This window comes from Methylobacillus draconifructus (genome assembly GCF_045984385.1).
Lineage (GTDB): Bacteria > Pseudomonadota > Gammaproteobacteria > Burkholderiales > Methylophilaceae > Methylobacillus > Methylobacillus flagellatus_A.
In genome coordinates this window covers 16170-36938 of the sequence record NZ_JBJQIJ010000004.1, presented here as the reverse complement: position 1 = coordinate 36938, position 20769 = coordinate 16170, and the positions used below count along the sequence as shown (strand labels likewise).

Here is a 20769-nt window from a genome sequence, read left to right as displayed (position 1 = left end):
TAAGCCAATCGCTCAATGAAACAAATAAGCCCAGCGCGTCTGCATCATCGCGCCCACGAACAATATCCAGACCAAGGTCACGGGGATGAACACCTTCCAGCCCAGGCGCATGATCTGGTCATAGCGGTAGCGCGGGAAGGTGGCACGGAACCAGAGGAAGAAGAACAGCAAGGCCGCGACCTTGAACAGCAGCCACAAGATGCTGTCGGGCAGGAACGGCACAGGCGACAGCCAGCCGCCGAGGAACATCAGCGCCGCGAGCATGGCCACGAGGATCATATTGGCGTATTCCGCCAGGAAGAACACCGCGAAGGCCATACCGGAATACTCCACATGGAAGCCGGCCACGATTTCCGACTCGCCTTCCGCCACATCAAACGGGGCACGGTTGGTTTCCGCCACCGCGCTGATGAAATAGACGACGAACAAGGGGAACAGCGGCAGCCAGTACCACTCCCAGAAACCACCGGACTGGGCCAGGACGATCTTACCCAGGTTGAGGCTGTTGGCAGACATCAATACCCCCACCAGCGCAAACCCCATCGCGATTTCATAGGAAACGATCTGCGCAGCGGAGCGCAAAGATCCGAGAAAGGCGTACTTGGAGTTGGAAGCCCAGCCGGCAATGATCACGCCGTACACGCCGACAGAGGTCATCGCCAGGATATAGAGCAAGCCTGCGTCAATATCCGCGAGCACCAAGGTGAGGTCGAACGGCACCACAGCCCAAGCTGCCAACGCTGGCGCAATCGCTAACACCGGGCCGAGCAGGAACAGGGTCCGGTTCGCCGCGCTCGGGATGATGATTTCCTTCATCAGCAGCTTGATGCCGTCCGCCAATGGCTGCAGCAGGCCGCGATAACCGACACGGTTCGGCCCCAGACGCACCTGCATGAAGCCGATCACCTTGCGTTCGGCCAAGGTCAGGTAAGCCACGGCGCCCATGAGCGGCAAGACGATGGCAATGATCTTGAGCAGGTTCCAGACCACGGGCCACAGCGGCCCCAGCAAGGTTTGCACTTCCGCGATCATGCGGCCACCTCATCAGCCGGTTGCTCGACGGGAATCCGCTCTACTGTGATCTCGCCGAGCAAATCGCCCAAACCCGCCGTTTGAGGCAAGGCGCCGGGAATCCGTACGCAGCCATGCGGCACGCGGATGTCCGCATGCGCCTCCAGCACGGCGCTGCCTTCGCCTTGCCTGACGAGGATGCGCTCGCCTTCCTGGATGCCCAGCTTCTGCATCTGTTCAGGATGCAGCGCAGCCAGCACCGCCTTCGCTACCTGGCGCGTCTTCTGCAAAGGCGGCGAACGGCGGACAATGCCGTCGGACTGGAATTGCGGGATCTCGCCCACGCGCTGCAAATCGCTATCCAGCTTGACCTTGATCTCGACATCGATCAGCTCGCGCAGGTTGTTGTTCAAGGTGCGCCAGACAACCGCCGAAGGCTTCTCGCCGCCGAAGATCTCGTCCTTGATCTGCTCGGTGCTGTCAAAATCGAAATGACCCACGCCGGCAAGATTGCCCAATACGCGCAGCACCTTCCAGCCGGGGCGCGCCTCGGCCAATGCCTTGGTCACGGCGGTAAAGCTCTGCACCCTGCCCTCCATGCTCATGAAAGTGCCGGAGGTTTCGGTAAACGGCGCGATGGGCAAGAGGATGTCGGCATCCCGCTCCAGCGCTTCCGACTTGTACGCGGTCAATGCCACCACGCACTCAGCCTGCTGCAACGCATTTCTCGCCAGGCTGGGGTTATGGCAATCCAGCTCAGGCTCCACATTGACCAGCATATAGGCCTTGCGCGGCGACTCCAGCATGGTGCGGGCGTTCAGGCCGCCCGCCTTGGGCATCGCGCCGACCAGGTTGGCGCCAACGCTGTTTGCGCCAGCGCTCAACACGCCGAAAGTCGCGCCGCACAAGGAGGCGATCGCTTCGGCCAGACTGAATATTTCGGTATAGCGCGGATGATGCTGGGAAATATTGCCCAGGAACACGGCGGAGCGGGGGCTGATCAAGTCCATGGTTTCGCCATGGCCTGTCAGGCTGAGGGCGATGGCCTTGCTGTTGTCCCAGACCCTGACGCCTTCCAGCAATTCGCTCAAGGATTTGGGCAGGCACAGAGAAAGCCTTTCCATGCCCGAAACGGCCTTGAGTATCTGCGACAGCACGTTGACCATGTCGTTCGGCGAGCAAATGGCCTTGTGCTTGATCGGGATCAAAGGGTCGTCATCCAGCGGGTTCACCACGGAAAGCTCCGCCCCGTTGGCAACCGCGCGGCGGATGCGCTGGGCCAGCAAGGGATGTTCGTTGCGGAGGTTGCCGCCGATCACCAGAATACGGTCCATTTCCTGCACATCGGGGATGTTGCAACCCATCCAGATCACGCCAAGACGCTTGCCGTCATGACGGAAGTCGGTGTGGCGCAGGCGGTAGTCGACATTGTCCGAACCCAGGCCATGGGCGAACTTGGTGGCGAGGTAAGCCTCCTCCATGGTGCTGTTGGGCGAGACCAGCACGCCCAACGCGTCCCCGCCCTCGCTGTTCACGATATCCTTGATCTGTCCCGCAGCCAGCTCGAGCGCGGTTTTCCAGTCGGTTTCATGCCAGGCGCCATTGTGCTTGACCATGGGTACCTTGAGCCGGTCGGGGCTGTTCAATCCTTCGTAGGAAAAACGGTCGCGGTCGGACAGCCAGCATTCATTGATGGTTTCCTTTTCGCGCGGCAGCACGCGCAGCACCTTGCCATCCTTGATATGCACTTCGATATGCGAGCCCAAGCCGTCATGCGGCGCAATGGAGGGGCGGCGGATCAGCTCCCAGCTGCGCGCGGTGTAGCGGAACGGCTTGCTGGTCAGGGCGCCCACCGGGCAAAGGTCAATGATGTTGCCGGAAAGCTCCGAATCGACGCTTTTGTCGACATAGGCCGTGATCTCGGCATGTTCGCCGCGGTTGATCAACCCTAGCTCCATCATGCCGCCGACTTCCTTGAGGAAGCGCACGCAGCGAGTGCACTGGATGCAGCGCGTCATGTCGGTGGATACCAGGGGACCGATGTTCTTGTTGATGACGACGCGCTTTTCCTCGGTGTAGCGCGATGCGGGCGCGCCATAGGCCACCGCGATATCCTGCAGGTCGCACTCGCCGCCCTGGTCGCAGATTGGGCAATCCAGCGGGTGGTTGATCAGCAGGAACTCCATCACGCTCTGCTGGGCTTCCACCGCAGCCTTGGAGCGCGTGAATATTTTCATGCCGTCGGCCACGGGCGTGGCGCAGGCGGGCAGCGGCTTGTTGAATTTCTCCACCTGCACCAGACACATGCGGCAATTGGCCGCGACGGAAAGCTTTTTGTGATAGCAGAAGCGCGGAATGGCAATGCCCAACTGATCGGCTGCATCGATGATGGTGGAGCCGTGCTCTACCTCGACCTGCTTGCCATCTATCTCGACATTAAGCATAGGCTACCTCTTGCTGCGCCTGGCCTTGCCCTGCCAAGCCATCCTCCACCATGCTGCGGCCATGGCGGATGTAGTATTCGAATTCGGGGCGGAAATGCTTGATGAAGCTCAGCACCGGCGTCGCGGCCGCATCGCCCAGCGCGCAAATGGTACGGCCGGAGATATTGCTGCTGACGTCGGTCAGCAAGTCCAGGTCTTCCAGCCGGCCTTGCCCGTCGACAATGCGCTTGATGACCCTATATAGCCAACCCGTGCCTTCGCGGCACGGCGTGCATTGCCCGCAAGACTCCTCGAAGAAGAAATAGGACAAGCGCTTGAGGGTTTTCACCATGCAGGTGGTTTCGTCCATGACAATCATGGAGCCGGCGCCCAAGCTCGAACCCGCCTTGGAAAGACCATCGTAATCCATGGTCGCTCCCATGATGGCTGAAGCTGGTAAAACGGCAGTTGACGGCCCTCCGGGGATGACGGCTTTCAACTGACGCCCCTTCCATACACCTCCAGCCAGTGCCAGCAATTCAGCAAAAGGAATGCCCATGTTCACCTCGTAATTCCCGGGCTTGTCTACGTGACCCGAGATCGAGAAGATTTTGGTTCCCCCTGAATTGGCGACACCAAGTTCCTGAAAAGCTTGGCCGCCGTGCTCCATGATCCATGGTATCGACGTGTATGACTCCGTATTGTTCACATTGGTCGGCTTGCCAAACACGCCGTAGCTGGCAGGAAAAGGCGGCTTGAACCTCGGTTGCCCCTTCTTGCCCTCTATCGACTCGATCAATGCAGTCTCCTCGCCACAGATATAAGCGCCGTAGCCGTGTACTGCATATAGATCGAAACTGAAATCGGTGCCGAACAGTCGTTCGCCGAGATAGCCCGCTGCACGCGCCTCGTCGAGCGCCGCTTCGAATATCTCGTAATCCTGCCAGATTTCACCGTGAATATAGTTGTAACCCACCCGCGCGCCCAGGGTATAGGCTGCGATCGCCATGCCCTCGATGAGCTGGTGCGGGTTGTAGCGGATGATGTCCCGGTCCTTGAAGGTGCCAGGCTCGCCCTCATCGGTATTGCATACCAAGTACTTGGTGCCGTCGAAATAGCGCGGCATGAAGCTCCACTTGAGGCCAGTTGGGAAACCAGCCCCGCCTCGCCCACGCAAGCCGGAGAGCTTGACCTGGCTGATGATCTCGGTGGCTTTGACCTTCTCGGTCACCAGCCGCTTCAGCTGGGCGTAGCCGCCCACCTTGAGATAGGTATCCAGCGACGCAGGATTCTCCTGCCCGACGGTACGCAGACAAACCAGGGTTTGTGTCGCGCTCATTTCTCGAGGCCCTCCAATATCTGGTCCACCTTCTCCGGCGTCAGGAACTCATGCATTTCGGTATTGTTGATATGGAACAACGGCGCCCCGCCGCAGCATCCCATGCACTCCCCTTCCTTGAGGGTAAAGCGCGCATCTGCCGTGGTTTCGTTGAAGCCGATGCCCAGGCGCTTCTGCAAATGCTCCACAATTTCGGCGGAATCGCGCAGCATGCAGGAAATATTGGTGCACACCGTGATCTTGTACTTGCCGACCGGCTCCAGCTCGTACATGTTGTAGAAGGTCGCCACCTCCAGTGCAGCGATGGCGGGAATGCCAAGGTAGTCGGCTACTTCACTGATGGTTTCCTTGGAGAGCCAGCCCTTCTCGGTCTGTGCGATCCGCAACGCGGACATCACCGCCGCCTGGCGGTGCTCGGGCGGGTATTTGGTCAACTCGCGGTCGATCTTGGCTAAGGATTCAGCAGACAAACTCATCGGTCAATTTCTCCGAATACAATATCCTGCGTGCCGATAATCGCCACCAGGTCGGCGATCATGTGGCCGCGCGTCATTTCGTCCAGCGCAGCCAAGTGAGCAAATCCCGGCGCACGGATTTTCACGCGGTATGGCTTGTTCGCACCGTCGGAAATCAAATATATGCCGAACTCGCCCTTGGGATGCTCGACCGCGGCATAGGCTTCGCCCGCAGGGACGTGAAAACCTTCGGTAAACAACTTGAAATGATGGATCAGCGCCTCCATGTCGTGCTTCATCTCTTCACGGGGCGGGGGCGCAACCTTGGTGTTGCCGCTGATGACCGGTCCAGGGTTCTTGCGCAGCCAGTCTATGCACTGCTTGACGATGCGGTTGGATTGGCGGAACTCCTCGATGCGCACCAGGTAGCGGTCGTAGCAGTCGCCGTTCACACCTACCGGGATATCGAAATCGAGCCGGTCGTACACCTCGTAAGGCTGCTTCTTGCGCAAATCCCAGGCAAAACCACTGCCGCGCAGCATCGGCCCGGTCAGCCCCAGCGCCAAGGCGCGCTCGGGCGACACCACGCCTATGCCCACGGTACGCTGTTTCCAGATGCGGTTGTCCGTCAGTAATGTTTCATATTCATCGACATAGGCCGGAAAACGGTCGGTGAAATCCTCGATGAAATCCAGCAGAGAACCCTGGCGGTTCTCGTTGAGCTGCCTGACGTCTTCCTTGCTGCGCACCGCCGATTCCTCATACTGCGGCATGCGGTCCGGCAGGTCGCGGTAGACGCCGCCCGGACGGTAATAGGCCGCATGCATGCGCGCGCCGGATACCGCTTCGTAGCAATCGAACAGATCTTCGCGTTCACGGAACGCATAGAGGAACACCGTCATCGCACCCACGTCCAACGCATGCGCGCCCAGCCAGAGCAGGTGGTTGAGGATGCGAGTAATCTCGTCGAACATGACGCGGATGTACTGCGCGCGCAAAGGCACTTCCAGCCCGAGCAGTTTCTCGATCGCCATAACGTAGGCATGCTCGTTAGCCATCATGGACACATAATCAAGCCGATCCATGTAAGGCACGGACTGCAGGTAGGTGCGGTTCTCGGCGAGCTTTTCCGTCCCGCGGTGCAGCAGGCCGATATGCGGATCGGCGCGCTGGATCACCTCGCCGTCAAGCTCCAGCACCAGCCGCAGCACGCCGTGCGCCGCAGGGTGCTGCGGGCCAAAATTCATGGTGTAATTCCTGATTTCCGCCATGGCTCAGCCTCCCACCCCGACCATCGAAGCCATGTCTGCTTCCACTATTTCAGTGCAGGCTAACTGGCGCATGCAAGTTAAGTACGAAGTACGGCCGGAGCTAAAATTCATGGTGTAATTTCTGATTTCAGCCATGATGGAAGCCTTCTTCGCGGATCACCCTGGGCACATTGTTGCGCGGGTCTATCGTCACCGGCTGGTAGATCACGCGCTGCTGCTCGGGGTCGTAGCGCATTTCCACGTTGCCTATCATCGGGAAATCCTTGCGGAACGGATGGCCGACAAAACCGTAATCCGTCAACAGGCGCCGCAGGTCCGGGTGACCTTCATACATGATGCCGTACAAGTCGAACGACTCGCGCTCGAACCAGTTAGCGGCCGGCCAGACATCCACCACGGTAGGCAATACCGGGAAATCATCATCCAGGGCGAATACGCGTAGGCGCAGCCGCTGGTTCAAGCTGACAGAAAGAAAATGGTATACCGTGGCATAGCGCAGGCCGGACCACGAACCCTCGCCATAATCGGCATAATCGACGCCGCACAGGTCGATCAATTGCTCGAACTTCAATAGTTTGTGATCGCGCAGCAGGTTGGCTACTTCCAGCAAGCATGGCGCTTTGCACTCGATCGTGATTTCGCCTCCATCGTCCTTGAGGCGGGTCATGCTTTCACCGAGCACTTGCTGCAAGTTCTGCTTTAATTGTTCCAGGCGCGTCATTGTGTCGGCTCTCAGCGGGCTATCGTATTGGTACGCTTAATCTTGTTCTGCAATTGGATGATGCCGTAGAGCAAGGCCTCGGCAGTCGGCGGGCAGCCTGGGACATAGACGTCCACGGGCACGATACGGTCGCACCCGCGCACGACGGCATAGGAATAGTGATAATAACCGCCGCCATTGGCGCAGGAACCCATCGAGATCACCCAGCGCGGCTCGGCCATCTGGTCATAGACCTTGCGCAATGCCGGCGCCATCTTGTTGACCAGCGTGCCAGCCACGATCATGACATCGGACTGCCGGGGGCTGGGACGGAACACGATGCCGAAACGGTCCAAGTCGTAGCGCGCCGCGCCGGCATGCATCATTTCCACCGCGCAGCAAGCCAGCCCGAACGTCATCGGCCACAGGGAGCCGGTGCGGGTATAGTTGATCACCGTATCCAGCGTGGTGGTCACAAAGCCTTTTTCGAGTACGCCTTCAATGCTCATGCCAGATTACCTCTTACTCCCATTCCAGCGCCCCCTTCATCCATTCATAGACGAAACCCACGACCAGTATCCCAAGGAAGACCATCATCGCCAGAAAGCCGAACAGGCCGATTTCCTGCAATACGACGGCCCAAGGGAAAAGAAAGGCGATTTCAAGGTCGAACAGGATGAACAGGATGGCAACCAAGTAGTAGCGCACGTCGAATTTCATACGCGCATCTTCGAACGCTTCAAAGCCGCATTCGTAAGGAGAATTCTTTTCGGCATCAGGACGGTTGGGAGAAACCAGCTTGCCAAGCACAATAGGAGCGACACCGACACCAAGACCCACAATGATGAACAGCAATATCGGGAAGTAGTTCTCCAGCACGTTCTAACCCTATACAAATCAGCCTTGAGGAAATCAAGTTCATTCAACTTGACAGCGGTAACGATGCATTCATCATACCCCGCATTTGTTAATGAATTGTAACATGAAAATTACAACTAAACAGCCCGGAATGCCGCCACAGGGGCTGATTTTACCATTAACAATTGTTTCATATGATATTTAGCTGCAAATAACCTTATAAAACCAGGGTTAAAATGCAATCAAATTAACTTTTTGTTACAAAAATAACTCCACAAGATACAGGTTATACCCGCAAAAACCTCAATAGTTCACAGGGATTTCAATTTATTCGTACAAGACGAAAAACGACAGGATTTCCAGATGGCAGCCCGCAAAGCATCGAACACTCAAAAGATCATCAAGCATCAAGAAAAGGTGATTCAGCGGCAACAATACTTCCTGTTGCAACACCGCCTAAAGAGGGAAGGCGGGACGAAGGACAGACCGGAAACATCAAGAAAAAACAGGCCCGGATGGGCCTGTATGAGTTTGGAAGATTCAATGCATGCAATCGCATTGATGAACATGGTATTGCCGCCATATTTCACTTAAATGAAACAAGGACTAGTCCATTTCATCAAGCAAACAACTGCCGCCTCGCACGGCCTTCTTAACAGCAATTAAAGCCAATAAAAAACCCGCACAACACTAGGTTAATGCGGGTTTTACGATCGATTTCTCGATTTATTTGGTGCCGACGGTGAGACTCGAACTCACACGGCTTTCGCCACTACCCCCTCAAGATAGCGTGTCTACCAATTCCACCACGACGGCAATGGGCTTACGCCCGAAAACTTTGTAATTACTGAGGTACGTCCTTTGCCGATGTAGGTTCAGCAGGCTTGGGCACATCAGAAACAGGAGCGGATTTTACCACGGACTTCTGTACCACGCTGCCTTGTTCAGAACGGTGGCTGGCCAAGTATGCAAGGCTCATGCTGGTCACGAAAAAGATCGCGACGCAAATGGCGGTTGCACGACTCATGAAGTTGGATGAGCCGCTGACACCAAACAGGCTGCCCGAAGCGCCACTACCAAACGCAGCGCCCATATCGGCACCCTTGCCATGCTGCAACAATACCAAGCCGACTACGCCCAGCGCTGCAATCACATGAATGACGGTTACGATTGTTTCCATTTTCTCTTAAATCTCCTGCCCGGCTGTAAAATCAGCAAGCAGCGCGACAAATTCTTTCAAAATCATCGGCATCCAAAGAACACCTGCCGATCAATCCGCCGTCTATATCCGGCATAGACAGTAATTGTGCCGCATTTCTCGGATTTACGCTACCCCCATAGATGATTCTTACGCTTTCCGCCGCCCCGGGATGCATGGCGGCAACACGCTCGCGAATGAAGGAATGCGCAGCGCGCGCCTGCTCCGGCGAAGCTGTCTTGTTGGTCCCGATCGCCCATACGGGTTCGTAGGCGATCACGGCCTGGTCGAGCAAGGCGCCGCCCGAGACAGAAATGATGGCGTCGAGCTGGTTGGCGATCGCATACTCCATGACCCCCGATTCGCGCTCCTGCAGGGTTTCGCCGACGCAAAAGATGGGGGTGATGCCGTACTGCTTGGCAATGGCGAACTTGTCGGCGATGTTGGCATTGCTCTCGCAATAGGCGTCGCTGCGCTCCGAATGCCCGACGATGACGTAGCTGGCACCAAACTCCTTGAGCATGGCGGCGCTGACTTCTCCGGTATAGGCGCCGTTCTCGTGCTTGGCCACATTCTGCGCTCCCCAGGCTATATTGGTGTGGCTGAGCATTTCCTGGGCCTGGAACAGGTAAGGGTAAGGGACGCAGACGGCGATATCCACATGGCCGACATCCCGCAAGCCGCGCACGAGCGCTTCCAGCAACCTTTTGTTCTGAGCAAGGTTGCCATTCATTTTCCAGTTGCCGACAACCAGCTTGCGACGCATAAAAAAACCCGAAAAATTTATTTGACATTGTTGATCGATATTACAGTGCAGCCGTCGGCCCGGTCAACGCACGCGGCCCCGGCTAGGCTGGCTCCTGCCAATGCTGCAGGCATAGTTGTACGGACTGCGTGCCGCGAAACTCGTTCACTTGCATTTGATAGACCGCATGCACCCGCTCGGGCAGGAACTGCTCCTGCCTGAAGAAGATGGCGTCAAACACCTGCCCGGATTTTTCCAGGCTCAGCTTGAGATGCCGCTCCCCGACAATGCGCTGATTGACGACGCGGAACTCGTCCAGGAATAACGGCGGCGGAAATCCCTGCCCCCATACCTGGCGCTCCAACGCATACGCCATGTCCAGCCCGGTATCCTCTACGGACAATGAGCCGTCGACCTCGATCACGGCCTCGAGCTGCTGCTGGGTCAACAGGCCAGCGACCACCTGTTCAAATGCCGCATCGAAGCGCGGAAAATCCTGTTCGCGTATGCTCAAGCCCGCCGCCATGGCATGCCCGCCGAATTTCAGCAGCAAGCCGGGCTCGCGCTTGGAAAGCAAGTCCAGCGCATCGCGCAGGTGCAGACCCGCAATCGAGCGCCCCGAACCCTTGATGACGCCATCGCCTGCTGATGCGAATGCAATCACAGGGCGATGAAAACGCTCCTTGATGCGGGAGGCCAGGATGCCGATCACGCCCTGGTGCCAGCCTTCCCGGAACAGGCTCAGGCTATAGCGCCCGGCAGCATCGATCTCGTCCAGCACCGCCAGGGCGTCATCCTGCATGTCGGCCTCGATATTGCGCCGCTCCTGGTTCAGCTCATGCAGTTGCTGCGCCATCTGCCGGGCCGATGCCATATCCGGCGCCAACAGGCAGGCGATGCCCAGCGTCATGTCGTCAAGACGCCCCGCCGCGTTCAGGCGCGGGCCGATACTGAAGCCAAGATCCTGCGGACTGGCCTTGGCATGGCCGCGCCCCGCCACCTCGAACAAGGCCAGCACGCCGGGGCTGCATTTGCCCGCGCGGATGCGGCGGAGGCCCTGCTCGACCAGGATGCGGTTGTTGTCGTCCAGCCGCACCAGGTCGGCCACAGTGCCCAGCGCCACCAGGTCCAGCAGCTCGGTCAGGTTGGGTTCGGAACCTGCATCAAACGCCCCTCTCCGGCGTAGCTCGGCGCGCAGCGCAAGCAGGACATAAAACATCACGCCGACACCCGCCAGGTTTTTGCTGGGAAAATCGCATCCGTATTGATTCGGGTTGACGATGCATGCCGCCCGGGGAGTCTCATCTCCGGGCAAGTGGTGGTCGGTCACGAGTACAGGAATGCCAAGCTTACCAGCCGCCTCCACCCCGTCGACACTGGCAATGCCGTTATCCACGGTCAGGATCAGGTCAGGATGATGGCCGGCGGCCAATGCCACGATTTCCGGCGTCAAGCCGTAGCCGTATTCGAAACGGTTCGGCACGAGAAAATCCACGGCAGCGCCCATGCTGCGCAAGCCCTTGACGGCCACCGCCGTGGCGGTGGCGCCGTCAGCGTCGTAGTCGCCCACCACCATGATGCGCTTGCCTGCCGCAATGGCATCTGCCAGCAGGGTCGCCATTTCGGGGTTGCCTGTCAACGTTTCCGGCGGGATCAGGCGAGCCAGGCTTGCCTCCATCTGTCCCATATCCCTCACCCCTCGCGCGGCAAGCAAGCGCGCCATCGTAGGACGCACGCCGGCCTCGACCAATGCCTCATAGGCATCCTGTTCAATATTTCTTTGTATGATCTGAACCATTAAAAATACTTTTCCAATGCTATAGGCTTGCGCCAGAACTTATACACATCGATTGGCTTGAGTCGCAAATGCAGCATGCGATCAGACCAGGGGAAATATATGTCCAACTGCTGTATTTGCCGGGCTTTCAACGCCTGCCATAACAGTTCGCACCAGCCTGCCCCTAGCTCATCATACGAAGACTGCACGACGGCAGGCGCATGCGAGTCGTGCAACACTGTCTGCAAACCGGCAATAGCGGCATGCTGCAGGCCTGCGAGCTTCGCCATGCCTCCCAGACTGGCATCGCCGCTATAAACCTTGCACGGAGCCGCCTTGCTCTGGCTTGGCAGCACGCCGCCCCCATGCAGCCAGACGCTGTTGACGGCAAGCTCGCCGCGCGCCTCCCTGGCCTGGTTAACCTCATGGCCGAACAACAGCATCTGCATTTCATTGAGCAATTGCCGCCAGTGCTGCGCCTCAATCCCTTGTGGCAGCCAGGGCGTAATGTCGCGCCCGGCGGCAACGCTGATCGAGGTGGTCGACAGTGCCGGCGCCGATTGCAGCTTGAGGTGCCAATGCCTTTGCGCTCCCGGCAGGAACTCGAGTCCCTCCCCGGCAAAATGCCGATTGAGACTAGTCCGCAATGCCTCGCTTTCCTCGAAGCCTAGGGCCAGCGGCGCCGGCTGAGCAAGCGAGAAAGAGTCCCGCTGCAGCATGAGGTGCACCGGGCTTGCCAGCATCCAGTACGCCCCGTCTACGGACAATCGATTTCCCAGGCGTGCCAATGCGGCGAGCGGCCAATCCTGCTGCTTTGCAATGCCGAACTGTTGGCACAGATAGGCTTCCCAGCCTGTCGCTAGCCACTGCACCCGGCCTCGCGCCAGCAGCCGCAGCAAGGCATCGTCGGCCGCCATGGCAGCCCGGCTTTCAGCAGTATCGGAAAGAAAGATTTGTAATTTCACACAGATGTCACTTTGTCATGAAGCAGGTTGAGCGCTAAGATAGAAGGACATTCTCCGCTTAGCAACAAGGTTTATGGATATTATTTTATGGCGTCACGCTGAAGCCGAAGAAGGCTCTCCCGATCTTGCCCGCGAGCTTACCCCGAAGGGGGAGCAACAGGCTGCAAAAATGGCAGCCTGGCTGAAACAGCACATGCCAGCTGATACCCGCATTCTTGTGAGCCCCGCCAGACGCACGCAACAGACAGCCCACGCCCTCGGGCTGGAGTTTACCACTTTGGACGAGCTTGCCCCGGGTTCGTCGCCCCAGGTATTGCTTGATGCGGCAGGCTGGCCGCTGGGTAAAGACAGCGTGCTCATCATCGGCCACCAGCCGACGCTGGGCATGGCTGCGGCCTATGCCATGACGCGCCGCATGCAATATTGGAGCATCAAGAAAGGGGCTATTTGGTGGATCGCCAACCGCCGCCGCGGCGAGGAAGAACAAACCATACTGCGCGCCATGGTGACGCCAGAACTGATTTGATGAAGATGCCCCCCACCCCGATCCAACACTCCTGGGAGAGCATGTGAGCACCGTCCTGATTGCAAACCCCAAGGGAGGAAGCGGCAAGACTACGCTTGCGACCAACCTGGCCGGCTATTTTGCCAGCAGGGGCAGGCATGTGGTGCTTTCAGACATGGATCGGCAGCGCTCCGCACTGCAATGGCTGGAGCGCAGGCCGTACAAGCTGCCATTGATCCATGGCCAGGACGGCCGCGGCAAATACACCAACAGCCTCAGCGCCGACTGGACCATTGTCGACTCCCCTGCGGGATTGCGCGGCGACAAACTGAGCCAGGCCGTCAAGGATGCCGATTTCATCCTCGTCCCCATGCAGCCGTCCGCTTTCGACATGGGAGCGACACGGGATTTCCTGCAAGTGCTGCAGGAAGAGAAATCCGTGCGCAAAGGCCGCACTTTCGTCGCGATGGTCGGCATGCGGGTGGACAACCGCACGCGCGCCGCATTGGCCTTGCAGGATTTCCTCGCAAAATCGGGCTTCCCCTCCGTGGGCAACCTGCGCAATGCCCAGGTATACGCCCTCGCGGCAGAGCAAGGCGCCAGCCTGTTCGACATCCGCCCATCCCAGGTCAGCCGCGATTTGCAGCAATGGGCTCCGCTGCTGCACTGGCTGGTCAACGCCAACAAGCAAAAATAACCACCAGGAGGGAATATGCCCAACGAGATCGAGCTCAAGCTGCGCATTGCCAAGGAGGATATTCCCCGCCTGCGCCGGCATGCCGCCATCCGCAAGCATCTGGCAGAAAGAGCCGTCACGCGCCGCCTGGTGAGCACCTACTACGACACGCCCGACTTACAGCTGCTCGACCAGCGCGTGAGCCTGCGGGTACGGCGCATGTCCGGCGGCTGGTTCCAGGCGGTCAAGGCGGCAGGCCATTCCCTGGCGGGGCTGCACCAGCGCCTCGAGTGGGAGGACATCATCTCCAAGGGGGAGCCTGATTACACCAAGATCACGGATCCCAGCCTTACCCCTATTTTTGACGATCCGGCGCTCCGGCAGGCGTTGCTTCCCATCTTCACCACCGATATGCGCCGCACCGAATGGCAGCTGGATTACCAAGGCAGCCACATCGAGCTGTCGCTGGATGACGGCCTCTTGATCGCAAAGGACCACTGTCAGCCGCTCATCGAGATCGAACTGGAGCTGAAGGGCGGCAAGGTCGAGCACTTGTTCGCGCTCGCGCTCGAGCTGCAATCCGACATCCCGCTCACCATAGAAAACGTCAGCAAGGCCCAGCGCGGCTATGCCTATTACCGCGATTTCCCACAGCAGGCCTCCAAAGCCAAGCCTGCAGGCCTGACGCCCAAGGACAGCCCGGGAGAAGCCTTCGAGAAGGCGGGCTGGGAATGCCTGCGCCAGCTGCAAAGCAACCAGGCGATCGCAATACAGGGCGACGACCCCGAAGGCGTGCACCAGATGCGGGTGGCGCTGCGCCGAATGAAAGTGGCATTGAAAGCCTTTGGCAGCCAGGACGATGTGCTCGGCGATGAAATCGACTGGCTCAATGATTTGCTCGCCAAGGCGCGCGACCTCGATGTGCTGCTGCATGAAACCCTGCCGGGCCTGAAGCTGCCTGCAGATGAACTGCAGCAGGCCCAAGCCCACGTTGCCCGCGCAAGAAGCCGGGCATACGGCGCGCTGCGCAACGGGCTAAGGCAATCGCGCTATCAACGCCTGCTGCTCACGCTGGGCCACCTGTTTGCTGTAGGATTGCCCGCAAGCCGTCACGCCGTATCCAATACCGCCGCATCGCATTTGCGCCGCAGGCATAAAAAACTGCTCAAGCAAGGTAAGCGGCTCAACAAACTCTCTGTGGAGAAAAGGCACAAGCTGCGCATCCTGGCGCGCCGCCTGCGTTACGCGGTCGAATTATTCAGCCCGCTTTATCCGAGCAAGAAAGCAGAAAAACAGACGGCAAAACTGTTGGATGCGCTAAGCGAAATTCAAGCCAGCCTCGGGGCGCTCAATGACCTTGCCGTCACCAGCCAGACCCTGGAGCGCATGAGCAAGCGCAATCCCGGCCTACAACCCGCGTGGCTCGCCTGGCAGCATGCCGCGCGCAAACGGGAAAAGCGCCATATCGCAGGACTGCCGACGCTATGGAAGGCGTTTCAACGAGCCCCTGCCGCCTGGTAAAGGTGCCATGTCGGGCAAAATCTACTAAACTCGCCTCCATTCTCTCAACTCCACATATACAGGGATCACAATGAATCTGGAAAAAGTCATTTTCGGCTTCTTCATCGTACTGGCGATGACCCTTAACTTCGGTTTCTTCGTCGGGGGCAGCGGCAACCCCATCGAACATCATATCTATGAGCTGTATACCGCGATCGTGGTGAACCTGATCGCCACGGTGCTCAAGTTCGGCGACCGCTCGCAGATCGGCGCCATCCACCTATCCACCAGCCTGGTCGCGGACCTGCAACTGATCGCGGCGGCCATCGTCTGGGTAGTCGCCAGCGCCGAAGAATCCGGCACCGCCGCGCGCGTCGTGTCGCTCAGCGGCGGCGCTCTGCTCGCCAATATCACCTCGGTCATCCTGCTGCTTGCGGAAACGATTACGCTACGCCGGTAAATCCTGAGCGGAACCGCTTGTGAACAATATTTTCTTCCTGATCCTGCGGCGCATGCGCGCGCCGCTGATCACCGTGATTGTCAGCTACACCATCGCGATTGTCGGGCTGACATTGATGCCTGGCGTCGATAATCACGGCAACCCTTGGCATATGAGCCTGTTCGAGGCTTTTTATGTCATCAGCTATACGGCCACCACGATTGGCTTCGGCGAAGTCCCTTTCCCATATAGCGATTCGCAGCGGCTATGGATGACCTTCTCGATCTACTTCACGGTCATTCCCTGGTTTTACGCCATAGGTAAGATCATTTCACTGTTCCAGGACCCCGCGCTCAAGCAAGCGCTCACCACCAACAGTTTCGCCCGTGCCGTGGACCATCTGCACGAGCCGTTCTTCATCGTCTCAGGCTACGGTGAAACCGGCAGCCTGCTGGTGAAGGCGCTGGACCACAAAGGCATACGCGTCGTGGTCACCGAAGTGGACCAGGACCGCGTTAACGACCTGGAGCTCGAAGACTACCAGTTCGACATCCCGGTGCTCTGCGCCGATGCCAAGATGCCCGACACCTTGCTGCGGGCAGGCGTGCGCCATCCCATGTGCAAGGGCATCGCCGCGCTCACCGACAACGACCATGTCAACCTGGCGGTGGCGGTAGCGGCCAAGCTGCTCAATCCCGACCTCATGGTGCTCGCCCGGGCGGAAGACGATGAAGTCGCCGCCAATATGGCCTCGTTCGGCACCGACCATATCCTCAACCCCTATACCTTATTTGGCGACCAGCTAGGCATGGAGGTACACGCGATCGGGACTTACCTGCTGCACCAATGGCTCACCGGCGTGCCGGGCGATATCCTGACCCTGCCCGAGGTACCCCCGATCGGCAAATGGATCGTGTGCGGCTACGGGCGTTTCGGCAAGGCGGTGGTGGAGAACCTCGAGCGCGAGCAAATCACGACCGTCGTCATCGAGGCCGACCCCGAGCTCACCCACTGCGAAAACTGCATCGTCGGCAGCGGCACCGAAGCATCGACGCTGAAAGCGGCAGGGATAGACGATGCCGTGGGCATCATCGCCGGCACCAACAATGACATCAACAACCTGTCGATCGTGATGACCGCGCAAAAGATGAACCCCAACCTGTTCGTCGTCGTGCGCAAGAACCGCCGCTTCAACGAGCCCCTGTTCGAGCACTTCAATGCCGATATCTCGATGGATCCCAGCGACATCATTGCGCATGAATGCCTGGCCCGCATGATCACACCGATGATGACGCATTTCCTGCAACTGGTGCGCACGCAGGATAACAGCTGGGCCAACCAATTGATCAGCCGCCTGGTAGGGGTGGTGGGCGAGAACGTACCGGATGCCTGGGGCGTGACCGTGGATGCGGAACACAGCCCCGCTGTCGCCAACCTGATTGCCTGGGGACTGCCCGTGACGCTCGATGCATTGACGCGCGACCCCGGCAACCGCACGCAGAAGCTGGACCTGGTCCCTCTCATGCTGGTACGCAGCGGCCAATACACCCTGCTGCCGGAAGTCACCGAACAGTTGCACGTTGGCGACCGCTTGCTATTCTGCGGCAGCGCCATGGCCAAGAGCGTGCAGCCGATCACCCTGAGCAACCACAAGACCCTCACCTGGATCATCAATGGCCGCGAAATTGCCGACGGCTGGCTCTGGCGCTGGGTGACGCGCAAGGTCACCCGTTTGCGCAAGTTGCGCAAACAAGCACAGCAGTAATACACTGCTGGCGATAGCCTGTTCAACATGTCTTCATGGGATATGTTGAACAGGCCCTGAGATACCAGCATAGGTATCCGGCGAACCATCGGCACGATTTCAAGGGGGACGTATGATCCGCAATCTCAGCGCTTTGGCAATCAGCTCGCTACTTCTCGCTTGCTCCACTCCCGTCACCAAGCAAACCGCTATCGACCAACAGGTCAGCGAATCCGAAAAAGCCATCCAGCACGAGCTGGCCTTCCAGAACCAGGCGAAGCGGCACCTGCACGCCATGCGCGTCGCCTTGCCGATATTACGAACCTCCGCCCCGTACTGCGGTAGCAACACCGCTCCCCACCTTGGCTTCCTCGCATATTACCAGTCGCAGTTTCAAGGCGACGTGCAGCGCGCGGCGGTCAAACACTGGAACTTGACCGACGACTACAAAGTAGTGGAAATCTTTGCCGGCAGCCCCGCAGAAAGCGCCGGGCTACAAAAAGGCGATGTGATCGTCCGCATCAACAACCAAACCGTCAGCAGCAAGCAGGCCGACCTCAAGTCATTGATTGCGGCGCCCCACACGCCAGGCCGGGAAATCGCCGTCGACATCCTGCGTGCCGGCGAGGCCCAGACCCTCCATATTCCCATGGACGTGGTATGAAACTATCCCGTGACGGTGGTCACCGCGGACGATGTCAACGCTTATGCAGATGGCAAGGGGATTTACATCACCAGCGGCATGCTGCGCTTTACCGAAAACGACGCTGAACTGGCCACCGTGATTGGGCATGAGCTTGCGCACAACCAGATGGATCACATGGGCAAGAAATCCAACAACCAATTGCTGGGCGTCATTCTGGGAGCGGTCGTGACTGCGGTGACCGGCGTCGATGTCACCAACCTGGGAGGCAACCTCGGCGCCGGGGCGTTCAGCCAGGATTTCGAGACGGAAGCCGACTACGTCGGCATCTACGCCACCGCTCGCGCAGGCTACGATATCAGGAGCGCGCCCAACTTCTGGCGGCGCATGGGCGCGGAACACCCGAAGGCGATCTCACATGGCGCGTCGCACCCAAATACCGCCAACCGTTATCTGGCGCTGGACCAGGCGATCAAGGAAATCGATGAAAAACAGCTATTGGGACAAGCGCTGATACCCAACCTGAAGTAAGCGAGGCAAATGAAACATGCTTGGCGCTGCCTGCCTGCATCGCAGCGGCTAGCCAGTATATCTGCGTTAAATTTGCCGCCCCTTATTGAATGACATTGCGCCGCAACGCCTTGCGCTCGGCATGGCGGCGCTTGCCTTCCAGCCGGCGCAGTTTCGAACCCTTGGTCGGCTTGGTGGCGATGCGCGGCGCGGGCGGCCTGGCCACGCTATTGACCAGCTCATGCAATCTGGCGAGCGCATCGGCACGATTCAACTCCTGGCTGCGATGCAGCTGGGCCTTGATGATGATCACGCCATCCTTGGTGATCCTGTGGTCGCGCAAGCGCAACAGCCTGGCCTTGACCAGGTCGGGCAAAGAAGAGGCCTTGACGTCGTAGCGCAGGTGGATGGCGCTCGACACCTTGTTCACGTTCTGGCCGCCCGCTCCTTGCGCCCGCACGGCGGTCAGCGTGATTTCATCGGGCTCCAGGTACAGTTCAGGCAAATCCATAACAAATCCGTTAATCCAGCACCTGGCGTATCAACTGCAAGCCGAGGCTGACGCCGAAGCCGTTCACGTCGCTGCCCACGGCGCCAAGCCCGCCCTTGCGGTGGTATGAAGACAAATCCGTGTGCACCCAGGGGATATCGTTCTCGATGAACCTGGCTAGGAAGCGCGCGGCCAGCACATGGTCCGCGCCGCCCTCCAGGGTGCATTGCTTGATGTCGGCAATGCCGCTTTCCAGTTCTTCCTCGTAATCCTCGTCGAACGGCAGCCTGCATACCCGCTCGCCAACGGCATTTCCAGCTTGCACGGCCTTGTCCAGCCAATCATGGTCATTGCCGATCACGCCGCTATAACGGTCGCCCAATGCCACCTGCATGCTGCCGGTCAATGTGGCGAAGTCGAGCATGAGCCCTGGCTTGGCGCGTGAGGCCAGGGTCAAGGTGTCGGCCAGCACCATGCGTCCCTCCGCATCGGTATGGACGATTTCTATGGTCGTGCCGTTGAGGGCAGTCACCACATCATTCTGCTTGTAGGCGCACGGCCCGATATGGTTCTGCGCCAATGCCAGCCAGCAGTCTATCTTGACCGGCAGGTGGGCCTCGGTCGCGGCGAGCAGGATGCCCAGCGCCACGGCAGAGCCGTTCATGTCCTCATGCATGCCGTGCATGTATTTGGCCGGCTTGAGGTTGTGTCCGCCGGTATCGAAGCAGATACCCTTGCCGACCACAGCCACATGCTGACGCGCATCCTTGGGCTGGTAAGATAAGTGCACGATCGCGGCATCCACTTCCGGTGAGCCTTGCGCCACCGCGACAAAGGCTCCGGCACCAAGCTTGCGCAGTTTCTTGAGGTCGTACTCTTGGCGTTTCCAGCCATATTGCCTAGCCAGTTCCGCGATCTTTTCCCGGTATGCGGCCGGCGTCAATTCATTCGGCGGCGTCAGGGTCAGGCTTCTCGCCAATGTATTGCCGGCCACCAGCGCGTTGATTCCGGCATAGCCGTCGGCCTGCTTCCAGCCCTGAACCACGATATGCTTGAGCGGATGCGCTTTATGCCTGGATTTACGCACAGGCAGTTCCACCGCGTTCACGCTCACCACGTAATACGCCTCGCGCGCGGCGAGCGCCCGCAACGCTTCATCGCCAAACACCGCAATAGTCGCCGACTGCGGCTGGTCATCCAGCAATATCTTGGCAGCCTTGCGCAGTAAGGTATGGCGCTGGAAAGCATTCTGCCGCTCATCCATCACCACCCAGCTTGCAACACCCCCGTTTGGGAGGTCGGCCGATACATGGCTTTTCGCCAGGTCGGTATATTTGCTGCGGGCACGACGCAACCTGGCTTCCAGCACGGAGGCGAACGGTAGCGAGGCAGGCTTCCTCCTGGGCAGAACAAACAGTATATGGCTTGCCGTCGCCAGTGATTTCTCGTCTGCGGGATGCGGAAGTTGCTTGAGTTGCACAGTCATAAGTTTTCTCTTGTTTTTAGCGGGTTAGGCCCGT

The 20769-nt window shown here is 58.9% G+C and carries 22 protein-coding genes and 1 tRNA gene; 8 read left to right on the top strand and 15 right to left on the bottom strand.

The window, feature by feature from the left end; all coding sequences use genetic code 11:
• Nucleotides 1-12: 12 nt before the first annotated feature.
• The 8 genes from nuoH to ACKF11_RS09155 form a co-directional block, all read right to left on the bottom strand.
• Nucleotides 13-1032: an NADH-quinone oxidoreductase subunit NuoH gene (nuoH, locus tag ACKF11_RS09190; protein WP_309566663.1), complete on the bottom strand. Its 1020-nt coding sequence runs from the start codon at nucleotides 1030-1032 to the stop codon at nucleotides 13-15.
• Complete coding sequence (gene nuoG / locus ACKF11_RS09185) at nucleotides 1029-3455, bottom strand: NADH-quinone oxidoreductase subunit NuoG (RefSeq protein ID WP_407996830.1); 2427 nt, start codon at nucleotides 3453-3455, stop codon at nucleotides 1029-1031. The genes nuoH and nuoG overlap by 4 nt, the downstream gene beginning before the upstream one ends.
• Nucleotides 3448-4773 carry an NADH-quinone oxidoreductase subunit NuoF gene (gene nuoF / locus ACKF11_RS09180; RefSeq protein ID WP_407996829.1) on the bottom strand — a complete coding sequence of 442 codons (1326 nt, stop codon included), beginning with the start codon at nucleotides 4771-4773 and terminating at the stop codon, nucleotides 3448-3450. Before nuoF ends, nuoG begins: the two co-directional genes overlap by 8 nt.
• On the bottom strand, nucleotides 4770-5249 hold the full coding sequence (gene nuoE, locus ACKF11_RS09175; protein ID WP_407993951.1) for an NADH-quinone oxidoreductase subunit NuoE: 480 nt from the start codon (nucleotides 5247-5249) through the stop codon (nucleotides 4770-4772). Before nuoE ends, nuoF begins: the two co-directional genes overlap by 4 nt.
• On the bottom strand, nucleotides 5246-6499 hold the full coding sequence (locus tag ACKF11_RS09170; RefSeq protein WP_407996828.1) for an NADH-quinone oxidoreductase subunit D: 1254 nt from the start codon (nucleotides 6497-6499) through the stop codon (nucleotides 5246-5248). Before ACKF11_RS09170 ends, nuoE begins: the two co-directional genes overlap by 4 nt.
• A gap of 127 nt (nucleotides 6500-6626) precedes the next feature.
• Entirely contained in the window at nucleotides 6627-7220 is a 594-nt protein-coding gene (locus tag ACKF11_RS09165; protein WP_407996827.1) for an NADH-quinone oxidoreductase subunit C, read from the bottom strand.
• Between the two features lie 11 nt (nucleotides 7221-7231).
• Complete coding sequence (locus ACKF11_RS09160; RefSeq protein ID WP_011480281.1) at nucleotides 7232-7708, bottom strand: NuoB/complex I 20 kDa subunit family protein; 477 nt, start codon at nucleotides 7706-7708, stop codon at nucleotides 7232-7234.
• 13 nt (nucleotides 7709-7721) lie between these two features.
• Complete coding sequence (locus tag ACKF11_RS09155; RefSeq protein WP_230346657.1) at nucleotides 7722-8078, bottom strand: NADH-quinone oxidoreductase subunit A; 357 nt, start codon at nucleotides 8076-8078, stop codon at nucleotides 7722-7724.
• Nucleotides 8079-8420: 342 nt separating this feature from the next.
• Between ACKF11_RS09155 and ACKF11_RS09150 the strand changes: the two genes are divergently transcribed.
• Nucleotides 8421-8651, top strand: coding sequence for a hypothetical protein (locus tag ACKF11_RS09150; protein ID WP_407996826.1), 231 nt, complete (start codon nucleotides 8421-8423; stop codon nucleotides 8649-8651).
• A 137-nt stretch (nucleotides 8652-8788) separates the two neighbouring features.
• On the opposite strand, the gene ACKF11_RS09145 is transcribed toward ACKF11_RS09150, so the two are convergent.
• The 5 genes from ACKF11_RS09145 to ACKF11_RS09125 form a co-directional block, all read right to left on the bottom strand.
• Nucleotides 8789-8873, bottom strand: a tRNA-Leu gene (locus ACKF11_RS09145).
• Nucleotides 8874-8901: 28 nt separating this feature from the next.
• Entirely contained in the window at nucleotides 8902-9237 is a 336-nt protein-coding gene (gene secG, locus ACKF11_RS09140) for a preprotein translocase subunit SecG (RefSeq protein WP_309566676.1), read from the bottom strand.
• Nucleotides 9238-9268: 31 nt separating this feature from the next.
• Entirely contained in the window at nucleotides 9269-10021 is a 753-nt protein-coding gene (gene tpiA, locus ACKF11_RS09135) for a triose-phosphate isomerase (protein ID WP_407996825.1), read from the bottom strand.
• Nucleotides 10022-10103: 82 nt separating this feature from the next.
• Entirely contained in the window at nucleotides 10104-11798 is a 1695-nt protein-coding gene (gene recJ / locus ACKF11_RS09130) for a single-stranded-DNA-specific exonuclease RecJ (RefSeq protein ID WP_407996824.1), read from the bottom strand.
• Complete coding sequence (locus ACKF11_RS09125; protein ID WP_407996823.1) at nucleotides 11798-12742, bottom strand: hypothetical protein; 945 nt, start codon at nucleotides 12740-12742, stop codon at nucleotides 11798-11800. Before ACKF11_RS09125 ends, recJ begins: the two co-directional genes overlap by 1 nt.
• A 73-nt stretch (nucleotides 12743-12815) precedes the next feature.
• Here ACKF11_RS09125 and ACKF11_RS09120 point away from each other — a divergent pair, with 73 nt between their 5' ends.
• The 7 genes from ACKF11_RS09120 to ACKF11_RS09090 all read left to right on the top strand — a co-directional run bounded on the left by ACKF11_RS09120 (nucleotide 12816) and on the right by ACKF11_RS09090 (nucleotide 18780).
• Nucleotides 12816-13268: a SixA phosphatase family protein gene (locus ACKF11_RS09120; RefSeq protein ID WP_407996822.1), complete on the top strand. Its 453-nt coding sequence runs from the start codon at nucleotides 12816-12818 to the stop codon at nucleotides 13266-13268.
• A 43-nt stretch (nucleotides 13269-13311) separates the two neighbouring features.
• Nucleotides 13312-13944 (top strand): nucleotide-binding protein, encoded by a 633-nt coding sequence (locus ACKF11_RS09115; RefSeq protein ID WP_407996821.1) that lies wholly within the window; start codon nucleotides 13312-13314, stop codon nucleotides 13942-13944.
• Between the two features lie 15 nt (nucleotides 13945-13959).
• Nucleotides 13960-15444: a CYTH and CHAD domain-containing protein gene (locus tag ACKF11_RS09110; protein WP_407996820.1), complete on the top strand. Its 1485-nt coding sequence runs from the start codon at nucleotides 13960-13962 to the stop codon at nucleotides 15442-15444.
• A 70-nt stretch (nucleotides 15445-15514) separates the two neighbouring features.
• A complete protein-coding gene (locus ACKF11_RS09105) occupies nucleotides 15515-15883 on the top strand; it encodes a DUF6394 family protein (RefSeq protein WP_309566689.1) in 369 nt (122 codons plus the stop codon).
• Between the two features lie 52 nt (nucleotides 15884-15935).
• Nucleotides 15936-17627, top strand: coding sequence for a potassium channel family protein (locus ACKF11_RS09100; RefSeq protein ID WP_407997164.1), 1692 nt, complete (start codon nucleotides 15936-15938; stop codon nucleotides 17625-17627).
• Between the two features lie 112 nt (nucleotides 17628-17739).
• On the top strand, nucleotides 17740-18270 hold the full coding sequence (locus ACKF11_RS09095; protein ID WP_407996819.1) for a PDZ domain-containing protein: 531 nt from the start codon (nucleotides 17740-17742) through the stop codon (nucleotides 18268-18270).
• A 9-nt stretch (nucleotides 18271-18279) separates the two neighbouring features.
• A complete protein-coding gene (locus ACKF11_RS09090) occupies nucleotides 18280-18780 on the top strand; it encodes a M48 family metallopeptidase (protein WP_407996818.1) in 501 nt (166 codons plus the stop codon).
• Between the two features lie 82 nt (nucleotides 18781-18862).
• On the opposite strand, the gene arfB is transcribed toward ACKF11_RS09090, so the two are convergent.
• Together arfB and ACKF11_RS09080 are read right to left on the bottom strand one after the other, a co-directional pair.
• Complete coding sequence (gene arfB / locus ACKF11_RS09085) at nucleotides 18863-19270, bottom strand: alternative ribosome rescue aminoacyl-tRNA hydrolase ArfB (protein ID WP_407996817.1); 408 nt, start codon at nucleotides 19268-19270, stop codon at nucleotides 18863-18865.
• A gap of 10 nt (nucleotides 19271-19280) precedes the next feature.
• Nucleotides 19281-20735: a M17 family metallopeptidase gene (locus tag ACKF11_RS09080; protein ID WP_407996816.1), complete on the bottom strand. Its 1455-nt coding sequence runs from the start codon at nucleotides 20733-20735 to the stop codon at nucleotides 19281-19283.
• Nucleotides 20736-20769: the final 34 nt, after the last annotated feature.

Excerpts from the sequence above, each read along its gene's own strand:
- nuoH (WP_309566663.1), bottom strand. The coding sequence starts at position 1,032 with ATGATCGCGGAAGTGCAAACCTTGCTGGGGCCGCTGTGGCCCGTGGTC.
- nuoG (WP_407996830.1), bottom strand. The coding sequence starts at position 3,455 with ATGCTTAATGTCGAGATAGATGGCAAGCAGGTCGAGGTAGAGCACGGC.
- nuoF (WP_407996829.1), bottom strand. The coding sequence starts at position 4,773 with ATGAGCGCGACACAAACCCTGGTTTGTCTGCGTACCGTCGGGCAGGAG.
- nuoE (WP_407993951.1), bottom strand. The coding sequence starts at position 5,249 with ATGAGTTTGTCTGCTGAATCCTTAGCCAAGATCGACCGCGAGTTGACC.
- ACKF11_RS09170 (WP_407996828.1), bottom strand. The coding sequence starts at position 6,499 with ATGGCGGAAATCAGGAATTACACCATGAATTTTGGCCCGCAGCACCCT.
- ACKF11_RS09165 (WP_407996827.1), bottom strand. The coding sequence starts at position 7,220 with ATGACGCGCCTGGAACAATTAAAGCAGAACTTGCAGCAAGTGCTCGGT.
- ACKF11_RS09160 (WP_011480281.1), bottom strand. The coding sequence starts at position 7,708 with ATGAGCATTGAAGGCGTACTCGAAAAAGGCTTTGTGACCACCACGCTG.
- ACKF11_RS09150 (WP_407996826.1), top strand. The coding sequence starts at position 8,421 with ATGGCAGCCCGCAAAGCATCGAACACTCAAAAGATCATCAAGCATCAA.
- secG (WP_309566676.1), bottom strand. The coding sequence starts at position 9,237 with ATGGAAACAATCGTAACCGTCATTCATGTGATTGCAGCGCTGGGCGTA.
- tpiA (WP_407996825.1), bottom strand. The coding sequence starts at position 10,021 with ATGCGTCGCAAGCTGGTTGTCGGCAACTGGAAAATGAATGGCAACCTT.
- recJ (WP_407996824.1), bottom strand. The coding sequence starts at position 11,798 with ATGGTTCAGATCATACAAAGAAATATTGAACAGGATGCCTATGAGGCA.
- ACKF11_RS09120 (WP_407996822.1), top strand. The coding sequence starts at position 12,816 with ATGGATATTATTTTATGGCGTCACGCTGAAGCCGAAGAAGGCTCTCCC.
- ACKF11_RS09110 (WP_407996820.1), top strand. The coding sequence starts at position 13,960 with ATGCCCAACGAGATCGAGCTCAAGCTGCGCATTGCCAAGGAGGATATT.
- ACKF11_RS09105 (WP_309566689.1), top strand. The coding sequence starts at position 15,515 with ATGAATCTGGAAAAAGTCATTTTCGGCTTCTTCATCGTACTGGCGATG.
- ACKF11_RS09100 (WP_407997164.1), top strand. The coding sequence starts at position 15,936 with ATGCGCGCGCCGCTGATCACCGTGATTGTCAGCTACACCATCGCGATT.
- ACKF11_RS09095 (WP_407996819.1), top strand. The coding sequence starts at position 17,740 with ATGATCCGCAATCTCAGCGCTTTGGCAATCAGCTCGCTACTTCTCGCT.
- arfB (WP_407996817.1), bottom strand. The coding sequence starts at position 19,270 with ATGGATTTGCCTGAACTGTACCTGGAGCCCGATGAAATCACGCTGACC.
- ACKF11_RS09080 (WP_407996816.1), bottom strand. The coding sequence starts at position 20,735 with ATGACTGTGCAACTCAAGCAACTTCCGCATCCCGCAGACGAGAAATCA.